The following is a 12,787-nucleotide window of genomic DNA, read 5'->3' on the forward strand; positions in this document are numbered from 1 at the left end:
GCAAATGCAAGCCAACCGGTCAAAAAACTGTTATGAGGAAAAAACGGGAAGGAGCGCCCCTTCTCAAAAAGACGACAGCGCTTCAGGAGGGACGTCAGGTGAGCGATTTTCTGCTGGATGAACGGCTCGCACGCGACAGCGATTGCCTGTCGAAGCTGGGTCTGTGCCAATTGCGGCTGATGAAGGATAGCCGCTGGCCCTGGCTGGTGCTGGTGCCGCAGCGAAGCGGCGTGAGCGAGATCTTCGAGCTGACGCCGCTCGATCAGGCGGTGCTGACTTTCGAAATCAACACGGTGGCGGTGGCCTTGCAGAAGATCACCGGCGCGACGAAGATCAATGTCGGGGCGCTCGGCAATGTCGTGCGCCAGCTTCACGTCCACGTCATCGCCCGCAAGGAGGGCGACCCCAACTGGCCGGGCCCGGTCTGGGGTCACGGTTCGGCCGAACCGTGGGACGAGGCGGCGCGGCAGGCATTCGTCGACAGGCTGAACGGAGCCCTGGCATGACGACAGCCGCCGTCTTCGACCGCACCGGCGAGGCGAGCGCGCTGACCGCCTTTGCGCGCAACACGCTAGTGCGCGACTCCGAGCATCGCACCGACGATTGCGCCCAGGTCGCACTGCGCGACCGGGAGGCCCGGATCTTCGCCTTTTGCAGCGGCAAGCTGGTGCTCAAGCACGAGCACACGGTGGTGGATCCGCTGTTTGCGCTCTACGAACTCGCCGATCTCGAACCCGCCCTCGACGAAGCCGTGCTGCTCGGCCACGATCCGGACGGGCGGCCGCGCCTTGCCGTCAGCATCCTCAGGAATGTCGAGGAGCCGGCCAGCCATTTCCGCCTCACCGACGGGCGTTCGCTGATTCGCGAATACGATCTCGATCCCGAGCTGCTCGGCGAATTCGCGCAGGCTGCCGGCCTGATCCGCTGGAATGCCGACAACCGCTTCTGCGGCAAGTGCGGCGCGCGGATGAACATCCGCGCCGGCGGCTACAAGCGCGAATGCTCCGGCTGCGATCATGTCATCTTTCCGCGCACCGATCCCGTGGTCATCATGCTGACGCTGGATGCCGCCGGCGACCGCTGTCTTCTGGGGCGCGGCCGGCATTTCGCGCCGGGCATGTATTCCTGTCTCGCAGGCTTCGTGGAGCCGGGAGAGACGATAGAGGACGCCGTTCGCCGCGAGACGGCGGAGGAATCGGGCCTGAGGATCGGGCGGGTGCGCTATCACGCCTCCCAGCCGTGGCCGATGCCGCATCAGTTGATGATCGGTTGCTATGCCGAAGCGCTGTCGACGGACCTCACCCCCGATCTGGAGGAGCTTGAGGATTGTCGCTGGTTCACCCGCGATGAATTGCGGACCGTGCTGTCCGGCCGCGCCGGGGAGGACCCGCTTTTCGCGCCGCCGCCCGGTGCCATCGCCCACCGGCTGATGCGCGACTGGCTGGAAGGCGGCGCCTGAAGCCTTCCTCCGGCTTCGGCCTCAAAGCTGGTGGCGCATCTCGTGTCCCATGTAGACGCCGAGAATGCGCACCTTCTCCGAGAAGAAGCGCAGTTCCTCCAGCGCGCGCCGCACCGGCTCGTCGTCGGGATGGCCCTCGATGTCGGCATAGAACTGGGTGGCCACGAAACGCCCGCCGATCTGGTAGCTTTCGAGCTTCGTCATGTTGATGCCGTTCGTCGCGAAGCCGCCCAGCGCCTTGTAGAGCGCGGCCGGGATGTTGCGGACGTTGAAGATGAAGGTCGTGACGATCATGTCGTCGTCGCGCTCGCGCTTCACCCACTGCTCGTCGCGTGACAGGATGACGAAGCGGGTGACGTTGTTGTCGGTGTCCTCGACGTTCTCGGCCACGATGTCGAGGCCGTAGAGCCCGGCGGCCAGCCGCGGCGCGAGCGCCGCCATCGACCGGTCGCCCTGTTCGGCGACGAGTTTCGCCGCTCCCGCCGTATCGCCGGCGACCACCGGTTTCCAGCCGTTGGCGCGGATGATCTGGCGGCACTGGCCGAGCGCATGGATGTGGCTGTGTACGGTGCGGATCTCGCTCGTCTCGACGCCCGGCAGCACCATGAGCTGGAAGCGGATCGGCATGAAGTATTCGCCGATGATGTTGAGCCGCGACAAGGGCAGCAGATAGTGGATATCGGCCACCCTGCCGGCGATGGTGTTCTCGATCGGGATCATGGCAAGGTCCGCCTCGCCGGTTTCGAGCGCCGTGAAAGCATCCTCGAAGGTCGGGCAGGGCAGGGGCTCCATGCCCGGAAACACGTCGCGGCAGGCCATGTCGGAATTGGCGCCGAAGTCGCCCTGGAAGGCGATCCTGTTGGTACGCTGGATCATGGTGTCAGACCGTTTTTCTGGAAGAAAGAAGGATGCGGGCCTTTTCGAGGTCTTCCGGCGTGTCGACGCCGAGCGGCACGGCCGCGACGATTTCGGCGTCGATGCGCATGCCGGCCTCGAGGGCGCGGAGCTGTTCGAGCTTCTCGCGCAGTTCGAGCGTCGACGGGCCCAGCGAGACGAATCTTTCCAGCGCCGCGCGGCGATAGGCGTAAAGCCCGATGTGGTGGTAGAGCGGGCCGTCGCCGTAAGGGGCGGTGGCGCGGGTGAAGTAGAGCGCCTTCAGCCGCGTGCCGGAAAGCGGCGAGCCGACGACCTTCACGACGTTCGGGTTGGTCTTCTCGCTCTCCTCGGTGATCGCGGTCGTCAGCGTGGCGATGTCGACGGCCGGGTCCTCCAGCGGCCGCAGTGCGGCGCGGATGGTTTCGGGCTCGATGGTCGGCAGGTCGCCCTGGACGTTGATGACGATCTCCGCCCGGCCGTCCGGATCGGCCGCCGCTAGCGCCTCGTGGATCCGGTCCGAACCCGACTGGTGCGCCGCCGATGTCATCACGGCGGTGAAACCGGCGGCCGAAACCGCATCGAAAACGCGACTATCGTCGACTGCGACAATTATTCGCCCCACCTGCGCCTCCTCGGCGCGTTTGGCCACCTGAACGATCATCGGAAGCCCTTCGATGTCGGCCAAAGGCTTGCCAGGCAGGCGAGTCGAGGCCATTCGGGCCGGAATCAGGACGAGAATCCGGTCTGAGGCGGATTTGGACATGGGTCGGCCCTTCGATTGCGGCCCCTGAAATGGCACGATGAGCGCGATGCGGGCCGGGTGACGATATTGCAACGAACAGCCAAAAGACATAGGTTCCGCGCAATTTCAAGGGCGGTTCGGGGGGCCGGATCGTCGACTTGCGATGAAGAGGGACGGGTTCATGACATCAATCCTATTGAATGGCGCGGGAGCGCTGATCAGCACGGCTCTGGTGGTTGCCGCGGCTTCGGTCACGGCGAATGCGATTTTCACCACGACGGTTCCGGCAACGCCCGGTTACGAGATCGCCGTCGGCGATGCGCCGGCCACCGTGACCGAGGAAGCGGCGCCGAAGACGCTCTCCGAACTTCTGGCGAGCGCCGATGCCTCGGCGGGCCAGGCTGTTTTCAGGAGATGCGCGGTCTGTCATGACGCCTCCGCCGGAGGCCCGAACAAGGTCGGCCCGAACCTTTACGGCATCATCGGCCGCCCGATGGCCGAGCATGAGGGATTTGCCTATTCCGAAGCGATGAAGTCGTATGCCGATGGCGGCAAGACCTGGACCTTCGAGGAACTCAACAACTACCTGACCAACCCGAAGGACGAGATCCCCGGCAACAAGATGGCCTTTGCCGGCCTGCGGCGGGACGAGGATCGCGCCAACCTCCTGGCCTGGCTGAACGCCCAGTCGGAAGAGCCGCAGCCTCTGCCCTGACCGGGGCCGAAAAACGGGAACGGGATGCGGCCCGGTCGGTTCTGCCGGCCGGGCTCGGTTATATTGACCCAGCCTCTCTTTCGTCATGGTCGGGTCCAAGCCCGACCATGACGAAAGAGAGCGATACACCCTTTGTCAGCAAATCCGGGCCCGGCCGGCCTTTCGGCTCACATAAGCAGCCAGGCCCAGAAGGAAACGGAGAGAACGCCGAACAGCGTACTCATGGTGATCGTTGAGGCGGCCAGCGACTGGCCGGCATTGAAGCGCGTGGCCAGAAGCCACGAGTTGACCCCGGTCGGCAGGCACGAGGTGAGCACCAGCGCCAGCGCCCAGGTCGGCGGCAGGCCGAAGAAGTGGGCGGCGAGCCACACGCCGGCCGGCATCAGGAACAGTTTCAGGAGCGTCATGACCGCCGAAAGGCCGATATTGCCGGAAACGGAATAGCGGGTGAGGCCCATGCCGAGCGAAATCAGTGCTGCCGGACCGGCGATGCCGGCGATCTGGTCGAGCACGGTCTTGCCGACGGTGGTCAGCGGCACGGAGGCGAAGTTGACGGCAACACCCGCAGCCATCGCGATCACCAGCGGATTGGTGACGAGATTGCGGCCCACCTGCTTCAGGATGGCGATGACCGAGCGTCTTTCGCCGCCCTCCAGCTTGAACTTTGCGTTCTCCATCAGGATCGTGCCGATGATCATCATGATCGGCAGGTGGATGGCGAGCAGGATCGACAGCGGCACCAGGCCGCTATGGCCGATGATGCTGCCGACCAGCGGCAGGCCGATGAAGACGTTGTTGGCGAAGGAGGAGGATATGCCCGCAATCACGCCGAGCGTCACGTCGCGCTTGAAAATCCGCGTTGCGATGAGATGGGCGGTGGTCCAGGTGATGCCGACGCCGCAGAAATAGGACGCCCAGAGCCGGAACGGCGAAAGCCCGTTGAAATCCGCTTCGACGAGGGTGCGGAAGATCAGGACCGGCAGGGCGATCTTGAAGACGAAATCGCCGAGCCCGTCGCCCACCGTCGCCTTCAGGACACCGCTTCGGGCAAGCGCCCAGCCGAACAGGATGAGAATGAAGATCGGAGCGACATTCAGGGCGATTGCAGACATGGAAGAGGCGGCTTTCGGCAGGGGCGAGTATCCGCTTCCTAGCGGATAAAGCCGAAAGTGACAAATGGTTTGAACCAATTTTCGCGCATGGCAGGGCCGCGTTTTCGCGCGCGTTTCCCGACGAAAGCGGCTGCGCATTTTTCCGGAACGGCTCTGGATGGCGAAGCGGCTTTTGCGGCTGCCCCTCGGGGGCCGGAAAGCCGTGCCGCCAGTTCCTCCGTGGTCGACACGAACATTCCGGTCGGAAAGGGCCGCGGCCGGTGCCTTCATGGCGTGACCCCGACTTTCCGGGCGAAACCATGTTTCCGCCGCGACCATCTCTAGCGGCAGCCCGTGACGGGCGTATGACGGCGCGGCGGCGCTTTTTCTCTTTCCAGCGGCCCAAAAACGGCTATACCCTCTGCCCAGGGAAATCAGGGGTTCTCGAGGTTCATGACGCAATATGACGTGCTCACCGTCGGCAATGCGATTGTCGATATCATCTCGCGCTGCGAAGACGGCTTTCTGGCGGACAACGCCATCGTCAAGGGCGCCATGAACCTGATCGACGCCGGGCGGGCGGAAAGCCTCTATGCCCTGATGGGGCCGGCGGTCGAGGCTTCGGGCGGCAGCGCCGGCAACACGGCGGCGGGCATCGCGAATTTCGGCGGCCGCGCGGCCTATTTCGGCAAGGTGGCCGAGGATGCGCTCGGCGAGATCTTCCGTCACGACATCAGCGCCCAGGGCGTGCATTACGGCGTCTCGCCGCTTGTCGGCAGTGCGCCGACCGCCCGCAGCATGATCTTCGTGACGCCGGACGGCGAGCGCTCGATGAATACCTATCTCGGCGCCTGCGTCGAGTTCGGCCCGGAGGATGTCGATCCTGCCGTCGTCGCCGAAGCCCGGGTCACGTATTTCGAAGGCTATCTCTGGGACCCGCCGCGCGCCAAGGACGCCATCCTCGAATGCGCCCGCATCGCGCATGAGAATGGCCGCGAGGTGTCCATGACGCTTTCCGATTCCTTCTGCGTCGATCGTTATCGCGGGGAATTCCTCGACCTGATGCGGTCCGGCACGGTCGATATCGTCTTCGCCAACAAGCAGGAAGTGCTGGCCCTTTACGAGACGGAGGATTTCGAGGCGGCCCTGACGCAGATCGCGCAGGATTGCCGCCTTGCCGCCGTGACGATGAGCGAGGAGGGCGCCGTCATCCTGCGCGGCGGCGAGCGCATTCCCGTTGCCGCCTTCCCGGTGCCGGAGGTGGTCGACACCACGGGCGCCGGCGATCTCTTCGCCTCCGGCTTCCTGTTCGGTTATACCCAGGGCCGCACTCTGGAAGAGAGCGCCCGCCTTGGCTGCCTGGCGGCCTCGATCGTGATTTCGCAGATCGGCCCGCGCCCGCTTGGTTCGCTTCAGAAGGCCGCCGCCGAGGCCGGCCTGCTCTGACGGGCCCGGCTATTTGAAGGCTTCGCCGGGATAGGCGCCCCAGATCTCGCTCTGCGCGACCCATCCCTCGATGCCTCCGGCCTCGGCCCGGCACCAGTCGCCGTTGCATTCCCGGATCCGGAAGATCACGCCGGGTTCGAGCCGGGCGGTGATGGTGGCGTTCGGCTGCCGATCGCGGCGCAGGTTGACGTAGACATCCTCGCCCCTGCTGCGCATCCACGGGGCGGCGACCGCCATGCGCTCGCCGGACAGCAGCGACTGGTTCACCCAGCCCTCGGTGCCGTCGGCATCGCGGATCTTGCGCCAGTTCTCGTATTCCTGGGTGATCTCCACCGGCAGTCCGGCGCGCGTATACATCCACGCCGCCGCATAGTCGGTGCTCGGCCCGATGCGCAGGTTGACGCGCCTGGCCTTGAGGCTGACGAAGCGGGGAAGCGGCAGGCCGCTGGCCCCCTTGGCATTCTGTGCCTGGGCTTCCGGAATCATCGTCACGAGTCCGAGGGCGAAGGCGAGGCAGGAACGGAAAATCACGCGGCGCATTCTGGATAATCTCCGGTCTGTTTCATGGCGTTTGGCAACGCCCGCCCTGGCCCTGCGGCTCAGGTGCGACCCCAAAACCGTTTGCAACACCACGAGTTTTGTTGTCTTCCCCTGCGGGTCTGGTAGAAAACGCCCATAACAGCTTAATATTCGGTCATTCTGGTTAATGACCTCTAAATCAGGCGGCGGGAAACGCGATGACGAACAAGAAACGTCCGAGGGTTTACATTACCCGGAAACTCCCCGAAGCGGTCGAAGCCCGAATGGGCGAATTGTTCGATGTCGAGCTGAACGCCGATGACCGTCCGCGCACATCCGCGGAACTCGCCGCGGCCATGCGCCAGGCCGACGTTCTCGTCCCGACCGTCGGCGACCGCATCGACGCGACGCTGATCGAGCAGGCCGGTCCCGACCTGAAGCTCATCGCCTGCTTCTCGAACGGCACGGACCAGATCGACGTCGAGGCGGCGACCCGCCGCGGCATCACCGTGACCAACACGCCGAACGTCCTGACGGAGGATACGGCGGACATGACGATGGCGCTCGTCCTCGCGGTTCCGCGCCGGCTGGCGGAGGGTGCGCGGCTGCTGACCGACACGCCCGGCGACTGGGCGGGCTGGTCGCCGACCTGGATGCTCGGGCGCCGCATCTGGGGCAAGAAGATCGGCATCATCGGCATGGGCCGCATCGGCACTGCGGTCGCCCGCCGCGCCAAGGCCTTCGGCCTGTCGATCCATTATCACAACAGGAAGCGCGTCAACCCGGCCACCGAGCAGGAGCTGGAGGCGACCTGGTGGGACAGCCTCGACCAGATGCTGGCCCGCGTCGATATCGTGTCGGTCAATTGCCCGTCGACGCCGGCGACCTTCCACCTGCTGTCGGCGCGGCGTCTCGCGCTGCTCCAGCCGACGAGCTACATCGTCAACACCGCCCGCGGCGATATCATCGACGAGGCGGCGCTGATCCAGTTCATCCGGGAGGGAAAGATCGCCGGTGCCGGCCTCGACGTGTTCGAAAGCGCGCCCGCCATCAATCCGAAGCTGGTGAAGCTGGCGGCGGACGGCAAGGTCGTGCTCCTGCCGCACATGGGTTCGGCCACCATCGAGGGCCGTGTCGAAATGGGCGACAAGGTCGTCATCAACATCCGCACCTTCTTCGACGGCCATCGCCCGCCGAACCGCGTGCTGCCCCTGCGTCCCTGAGACCTGTCGAATCAGAGCGCCTTGCGCATTTCGATACAGGTCGGGCGGTCGTAGCCGGCATGGGCCCTCTCCGCGGTCCTGACGAAGCCCCATCTGCCGAAGATCGCATGGTTCTCCGTTAGTTCGATCCGCGTTTCGAGACGCAGCGCCGACAGGCCGAGCGCGCGCGCATGGGCGGTGGCGGCGTCGAGCAGCGCGCGGCCCACGCCCTGGCCCTGGGCCGAAGGGGAAATCGCGAGCTTGCCGATATAGAGGCTGTCCGGCTCCGCCTTGCAGAAGATGCAGCCGATCAGTCCGCCGTTTCCGGTGGCGAGGATGCCGGTTTCGAGCGTCGCCTTTTCCTTGAGGCTTTCCGGCGTCAGCCGGTGCGCGGAGGAGGGCGGGTCGATCCGCCCCTCCATAGAGGCGAAGGCATCGAGAATGAGGTCGAGCAGCGCCTGCCAGTCGTGGAAGCCTTGCGGATCGAGGCGCGAAATGACGACGCTCATGCTGTTTTCCTGCGGCTGTAGCGGATCGTGTCGAAACGGCCGGCAAGGCCGTCATAGAGCATCAGGCGCCCGACCAGCGGGTCGCCGGCGCCGGTTATCAGCTTGACAGTCTCCATCGCCATCAGGGAGCCGATGATGCCGGTCAGGGCACCGGCGACGCCGGTCTGTGCGCAGTCGGGCACGAGGCCGGGCGGTGGCGCCTCGGGAAAGAGGTCGCGGAACGTTGGGTTCGGCCGCCCGTCGGCGCCGGTCTCGTAGGGTTTCAGCACGGTCAGCGATCCGTCGAAGCGGCCGACCGCGCCGGTGACGAGCGGCAGGCGGGCGGCCTCCGCCGCATCGGCCGCGGCATAGCGCGTGTCGAAATTGTCGGAACCGTCGATCAGCAGGTCGAAGCCCGAAAGCAGGCGTTCGCCGGTGTCGGGCGTGAAGCGCTCCTCGAAGCGGGTGACGGTGACATGGGGATTGAGCCGGACGATGGCGCGGGCGGCGCTCTGCGTCTTTTCCTCCCCGATCGTGCCGGTGTCGTGGATCACCTGCCGTTGCAGATTGGAAAGGCTGACGCCGTCGTCGTCGACGATGCCGAGATGCCCGACGCCGGCGGCGGCGAGATAGAGCAGGACCGGGCTTCCGAGCCCCCCGGCGCCGATCACCAGAACGCGGGCACGCTTCAGCTTCTGCTGGCCGGCGCCGCCCACCTCCGGCAGCAGGATATGGCGGGCGTAACGCTGGATCTCTTCGGGCGAAAGCGTGTCGCTCATGGGGCTTCCTCCGTCACGGCGGCGTCGCGCACGGTGAAATATTGCGCCCTTTCGCCGAGCGCCGCAAACATGGAACGGTCGGTGCCGGTCATGAAGGCCTGTCCGCCGAGCGCATGGATGCGGTCGAACAGCGCCGCACGGCGGTTCACGTCGAGATGGGCGGCGATCTCGTCGAGCAGCAGCAGCGGCGCATGGCCGGTCATGTCGGCGATGAGGCGGGCATGGGCGAGAATCAGGCCGACGAGCAGCGCCTTCTGCTCGCCGGTCGAGCAGCGCTCCGCCTCCATGTCCTTCTCCCGGTGGCGCACGAGAAGGTCGGCGCGGTGCGGCCCCTCCAGCGTGCGGCCGGCGGCGGCGTCGCGATGGCGGCCCTCCTCCAGCATGGCAGCATAGCGGTCTTCGAGTTCCAGGGCGGGCACGCCACGCGTCTCGTCCAGAAAGCCGGAAAGCGCCAGCGTCGCGGTCGGGAAGGGCTGGGCGTCGCCGCCGGCGGTGCGGTCCATGAGCGTCGTCAGGAGGCCGAGCATTTCGTGCCGGGCGAGCGTCATGGCGATGCCGAGCCCGGCCATCTGCCGTTCGAGGCCGGATAGCCAGGCGGGATCGAACCGGCCTTCGGAAAGCAGCTTGTTGCGGCCGCGCATGGCGCGCTCGAAATCGGCCGCGCGGCGTCCGTGGGCCGGATCGAGCGACAGCACCAGCCGGTCGAGAAAACGCCGCCGGTCGGAGGCGCCGCCGGTGAAGAGGCCGTCCATCGAAGGGGTGAGCCACAGGACGCGCAGATGGTCGGTCAGCTCGTCGGCGCTTTTCGCCGGCGTGCCGTTGAGCCTCAGTTTGCGGGAAAGGCTTTCTTCGGAAAGATCGACGCCGGTGCCGATGGCGATTTCGTCCTCCATCCCCACCACTTCGGCGAAGACGGTGAAGGCCCTCGCGCCGTTGCGGATCACCTCGTCATAGGCGGCCCTGCGCAGGCCGCGTCCGGGCGAGAGGAAGGAGACGGCCTCCATGAGGTTGGTCTTGCCCGCGCCGTTCTCTCCGCTCAGCACGACATGCCGCCCGTCGAAGCGCAGGGCGAGCGACGCATAATTGCGGAAATCGGTGAGCGACAGGCGCTTGAGGTGGACTTTGTGGGTCATGGGCCGAATCGGAACGTGTCCGAACGTGCTACCCTATTCGGACCCGGGACGGAACCGCCGTTCATGCCGCCCGCACGGCGATGCCGGCCAGAACCATGTCGACCGCCGCAACGATATCCCCGTCATTCACGTTCAGCCGGTCGGTCAGAAGCCGGCTCCAGGCGAAGCTTGCCAGAAGCTCGGTGACGATTTCCGGGTCGGCGTCGGCCCGCACCTCGCCGCGCGCCTGCGCCTTTTTCACGATCTCGCTGCTCTGGCAGCGCCGGTCGGCCATATAGGCGGCGAGTGCGGCGGCCGTGTCGGGATCGGCCTGCGCCTCCGCCACCACCGACCGGAACAGTGCCCCCGTCGCGGGATTGCGCCACACGGTGAAGAGGCCGGAAAGATAGGCAATCAGGTCGTCGCGGACGTTTCCCTTGTCCGCATAGGAAAAATGCGTTTGCTTGTGGTTGTGGTAGACGTCGAGCAGCAGGGCGGCTTTCGACGGCCACCAGCGATAGATGGTCGGCTTGCCAGCCCGCGCCCGCCGCGCCACCGCCTCGATGGAAAAGCCGGAAAGGCCGTTTTCCAGAAGAACGGCCTCAGCCGCCTTCAGGATCGCCTCCTCGCTCGCCGGGTTGCGTTGGGCGCCGATGGAGCGCCGCCCCGGTTTCACCTCTGCCTCTGACATTCTGCCTCCCGAACGATTTTTGTCCACGATAGCACGAGGGGGACTTGAACGGAACGTTTCGTTCTTATATAAACGAAACGTTCCGTTCAATAAAGGGGTCCGCCATGAGCAACACCGCTCCCGCCCGCAAGCTTTCGAAAACCCGCCTGGCGCTCGCCATGCTGCTTCCCGTCTATCCGCTGATCACCGCGCTGCTTTACATCGTCCTGCCGCTGACCGAAGGCTGGGCGACCTGGCAGAGGACGCTGCTGATGGCGCCGGTCATGGTCGCCTGCATCGTCTTCATTGTCGCACCAATGGTGCAGAAGCATTTCGCCGGCTTCATCATGCGCGTCGTCTGAGCAATTCCAGGAAAAGTGCGAAGCGGTTTTCCGTCCGGAGTTGCGCAAAAAAAGAGTTGGAGCCTCCCTGATGCTTTCGTTCGGATGCACGCCGCTTCAACGAAAAAAGGCCGGAACGCTTTGTTCCGGCCTTTTCCTGTCTTCGGTCTTCGGCGCTCAGCCTTCGAAGAAATCCTTCATGCGGGCGAAGAAGCCCGACGATTCCGGGCTGTTTTCGCCGGAGGAAAGTTTCTCGAACTCCTGAAGCAGTTCCCGCTGGCGCTTGGTGAGTTTCTGCGGCGTCTCGATCTGGATCTGGATGTAGAGATCGCCGATCTGGGAAGAGCGCAGCACCGGCATGCCCTTGCCTTTCAGGCGGAACTGCTTGCCGTTCTGCGTGCCTTCCGGCACCGTCACCCGCGATTTCGAACCGTCGAGCGTCGAGACGTCGAACGTCCCGCCGAGCGCTGCCGTCGTCATGGAGATCGGCACCGTGCAGTAGAGATCGGCGCCGTCGCGCTGGAAGAACTCGTGTGGTTTGACCGACAGGAAGATGTAGAGATCGCCCGCCGGACCGCCGCGCAGGCCGGCCTCGCCCTCGCCCTGGAGGCGGATGCGCGTGCCGTCCTCGATGCCGGACGGGATGTTCACGGAAAGCGAACGCTCTTCCGTCACACGGCCCTGCCCGTTGCACTTGGTGCAGGGGTCGGGAATGATCTGGCCGCGGCCGTGGCATGTCGGACAGGTGCGCTCCACCGAAAAGAAGCCCTGGGCGGCCCGCACGCGGCCGGAGCCCTGGCAGGTGGCGCAGGTCTTCGGCTGGGTGCCGGGCTTGGCGCCCGTGCCGGTGCAGACGTCGCAGATGATCGACGTCGGAACGTGGATCTGCGCGGTCTTGCCGGTGTAGGCTTCCTCCAGCGAGATTTCCATGTTGTAGCGCAGGTCGGCGCCGCGTTCGCGCCCGCCGGACGAGCGGCGGCCGCGACCGCCCCCCATCATCTCGCCGAAAATGTCCTCGAAAATGTCGGAGAAGCCGCCGGCGCCGAAACCGCCGCCACCGAAGCCGGCTCCACTACCGCCGAAGCCGCCCTGTTCGAAGGCGGCATGGCCGTAACGGTCGTAGGCCGCGCGCTTTTGCGGGTCCTTCAGCGTCTCGTAGGCTTCGTTGACTTCCTTGAACTTCTTCTCGGCTTCCGCATCATCCGGATTCTTGTCGGGGTGATACTTCATCGCCAGCTTGCGGAAGGCGCTCTTCAGTTCCTTCTCGTCAGCCGTCCTGCTGACGCCCAGCGTTTCATAGAAATCAGCTTTTGCCATCGAAATTCCGGTCCTCAAAGAATGTCCGGC

At 65.4% G+C, this 12,787-nt stretch carries 15 protein-coding genes; 6 read left to right on the top strand and 9 right to left on the bottom strand.

The features are described 5' to 3' along the window. Window positions 1–98: 98 nt before the first annotated feature. Window positions 99–506, top strand: coding sequence for an HIT family protein (locus NOF55_RS00675; protein ID WP_306409392.1), 408 nt, complete (start codon window positions 99–101; stop codon window positions 504–506). After that, a complete protein-coding gene (nudC, locus tag NOF55_RS00680) occupies window positions 503–1,459 on the top strand; it encodes an NAD(+) diphosphatase (RefSeq protein ID WP_306409393.1) in 957 nt (318 codons plus the stop codon). Before NOF55_RS00675 ends, nudC begins: the two co-directional genes overlap by 4 nt. Window positions 1,460–1,480: 21 nt before the next feature. Here the strand turns inward: nudC and NOF55_RS00685 are convergent, their stop codons facing one another. Both NOF55_RS00685 and NOF55_RS00690 read right to left on the bottom strand, forming a co-directional pair. Further along, on the bottom strand, window positions 1,481–2,335 hold the full coding sequence (locus NOF55_RS00685; protein ID WP_306409394.1) for a prephenate dehydratase: 855 nt from the start codon (window positions 2,333–2,335) through the stop codon (window positions 1,481–1,483). 4 nt (window positions 2,336–2,339) lie between these two features. Further along, window positions 2,340–3,098, bottom strand: coding sequence for a 3-deoxy-manno-octulosonate cytidylyltransferase (locus tag NOF55_RS00690; protein WP_306409395.1), 759 nt, complete (start codon window positions 3,096–3,098; stop codon window positions 2,340–2,342). Window positions 3,099–3,258: 160 nt separating this feature from the next. Here NOF55_RS00690 and NOF55_RS00695 point away from each other — a divergent pair, with 160 nt between their 5' ends. Continuing rightward, on the top strand, window positions 3,259–3,792 hold the full coding sequence (locus NOF55_RS00695; protein ID WP_306409396.1) for a c-type cytochrome: 534 nt from the start codon (window positions 3,259–3,261) through the stop codon (window positions 3,790–3,792). Between the two features lie 167 nt (window positions 3,793–3,959). Here the strand turns inward: NOF55_RS00695 and NOF55_RS00700 are convergent, their stop codons facing one another. Beyond that, window positions 3,960–4,904: an AEC family transporter gene (locus tag NOF55_RS00700; protein WP_306409397.1), complete on the bottom strand. Its 945-nt coding sequence runs from the start codon at window positions 4,902–4,904 to the stop codon at window positions 3,960–3,962. 432 nt (window positions 4,905–5,336) lie between these two features. Here NOF55_RS00700 and NOF55_RS00705 point away from each other — a divergent pair, with 432 nt between their 5' ends. Then, the gene (locus tag NOF55_RS00705; RefSeq protein WP_306409398.1) at window positions 5,337–6,329 is read left to right on the top strand and encodes an adenosine kinase; all 993 of its coding nucleotides are present in this window, start codon (window positions 5,337–5,339) and stop codon (window positions 6,327–6,329) included. Between the two features lie 9 nt (window positions 6,330–6,338). Here the strand turns inward: NOF55_RS00705 and NOF55_RS00710 are convergent, their stop codons facing one another. Further along, window positions 6,339–6,869, bottom strand: coding sequence for an SH3 domain-containing protein (locus NOF55_RS00710; RefSeq protein ID WP_306409399.1), 531 nt, complete (start codon window positions 6,867–6,869; stop codon window positions 6,339–6,341). Window positions 6,870–7,066: 197 nt separating this feature from the next. On the opposite strand from NOF55_RS00710, the gene NOF55_RS00715 reads away from it, so the two are divergent. Further along, entirely contained in the window at window positions 7,067–8,071 is a 1,005-nt protein-coding gene (locus NOF55_RS00715) for a 2-hydroxyacid dehydrogenase (protein ID WP_306409400.1), read from the top strand. Window positions 8,072–8,082: 11 nt separating this feature from the next. Here the strand turns inward: NOF55_RS00715 and NOF55_RS00720 are convergent, their stop codons facing one another. The 4 genes from NOF55_RS00720 to NOF55_RS00735 form a co-directional block, all read right to left on the bottom strand. Then, the gene (locus NOF55_RS00720; RefSeq protein ID WP_306409401.1) at window positions 8,083–8,559 is read right to left on the bottom strand and encodes a GNAT family N-acetyltransferase; all 477 of its coding nucleotides are present in this window, start codon (window positions 8,557–8,559) and stop codon (window positions 8,083–8,085) included. After that, window positions 8,556–9,317, bottom strand: a complete 762-nt coding sequence (gene moeB / locus NOF55_RS00725) for a molybdopterin-synthase adenylyltransferase MoeB (protein WP_306409402.1) — start codon at window positions 9,315–9,317, stop codon at window positions 8,556–8,558. The genes NOF55_RS00720 and moeB overlap by 4 nt, the downstream gene beginning before the upstream one ends. Then, window positions 9,314–10,450, bottom strand: coding sequence for a DNA replication/repair protein RecF (gene recF / locus NOF55_RS00730; protein WP_306409403.1), 1,137 nt, complete (start codon window positions 10,448–10,450; stop codon window positions 9,314–9,316). Before recF ends, moeB begins: the two co-directional genes overlap by 4 nt. Before the next feature lie 61 nt (window positions 10,451–10,511). Then, a complete protein-coding gene (locus NOF55_RS00735) occupies window positions 10,512–11,120 on the bottom strand; it encodes a TetR/AcrR family transcriptional regulator (RefSeq protein ID WP_306409404.1) in 609 nt (202 codons plus the stop codon). Window positions 11,121–11,224: 104 nt separating this feature from the next. On the opposite strand from NOF55_RS00735, the gene NOF55_RS00740 reads away from it, so the two are divergent. Next, on the top strand, window positions 11,225–11,461 hold the full coding sequence (locus NOF55_RS00740) for a putative antibiotic biosynthesis monooxygenase (protein WP_306409405.1): 237 nt from the start codon (window positions 11,225–11,227) through the stop codon (window positions 11,459–11,461). Between the two features lie 156 nt (window positions 11,462–11,617). Here the strand turns inward: NOF55_RS00740 and dnaJ are convergent, their stop codons facing one another. Further along, a complete protein-coding gene (gene dnaJ / locus NOF55_RS00745; protein WP_306409406.1) occupies window positions 11,618–12,757 on the bottom strand; it encodes a molecular chaperone DnaJ in 1,140 nt (379 codons plus the stop codon). Window positions 12,758–12,787 lie beyond the last annotated feature (30 nt).

Origin of the sequence: Ectorhizobium quercum (assembly GCF_026552795.1) — a bacterium.
GTDB lineage: Bacteria > Pseudomonadota > Alphaproteobacteria > Rhizobiales > Rhizobiaceae > Ectorhizobium > Ectorhizobium quercum.

Excerpts from the sequence above, each read along its gene's own strand:
- NOF55_RS00685 (WP_306409394.1), bottom strand. The coding sequence starts at position 2,335 with ATGATCCAGCGTACCAACAGGATCGCCTTCCAGGGCGACTTCGGCGCC.
- NOF55_RS00690 (WP_306409395.1), bottom strand. The coding sequence starts at position 3,098 with ATGTCCAAATCCGCCTCAGACCGGATTCTCGTCCTGATTCCGGCCCGA.
- NOF55_RS00700 (WP_306409397.1), bottom strand. The coding sequence starts at position 4,904 with ATGTCTGCAATCGCCCTGAATGTCGCTCCGATCTTCATTCTCATCCTG.
- moeB (WP_306409402.1), bottom strand. The coding sequence starts at position 9,317 with ATGAGCGACACGCTTTCGCCCGAAGAGATCCAGCGTTACGCCCGCCAT.
- NOF55_RS00740 (WP_306409405.1), top strand. The coding sequence starts at position 11,225 with ATGAGCAACACCGCTCCCGCCCGCAAGCTTTCGAAAACCCGCCTGGCG.
- NOF55_RS00720 (WP_306409401.1), bottom strand. The coding sequence starts at position 8,559 with ATGAGCGTCGTCATTTCGCGCCTCGATCCGCAAGGCTTCCACGACTGG.
- NOF55_RS00695 (WP_306409396.1), top strand. The coding sequence starts at position 3,259 with ATGACATCAATCCTATTGAATGGCGCGGGAGCGCTGATCAGCACGGCT.
- NOF55_RS00705 (WP_306409398.1), top strand. The coding sequence starts at position 5,337 with ATGACGCAATATGACGTGCTCACCGTCGGCAATGCGATTGTCGATATC.
- dnaJ (WP_306409406.1), bottom strand. The coding sequence starts at position 12,757 with ATGGCAAAAGCTGATTTCTATGAAACGCTGGGCGTCAGCAGGACGGCT.
- NOF55_RS00735 (WP_306409404.1), bottom strand. The coding sequence starts at position 11,120 with ATGTCAGAGGCAGAGGTGAAACCGGGGCGGCGCTCCATCGGCGCCCAA.
- nudC (WP_306409393.1), top strand. The coding sequence starts at position 503 with ATGACGACAGCCGCCGTCTTCGACCGCACCGGCGAGGCGAGCGCGCTG.
- NOF55_RS00715 (WP_306409400.1), top strand. The coding sequence starts at position 7,067 with ATGACGAACAAGAAACGTCCGAGGGTTTACATTACCCGGAAACTCCCC.
- NOF55_RS00710 (WP_306409399.1), bottom strand. The coding sequence starts at position 6,869 with ATGCGCCGCGTGATTTTCCGTTCCTGCCTCGCCTTCGCCCTCGGACTC.
- recF (WP_306409403.1), bottom strand. The coding sequence starts at position 10,450 with ATGACCCACAAAGTCCACCTCAAGCGCCTGTCGCTCACCGATTTCCGC.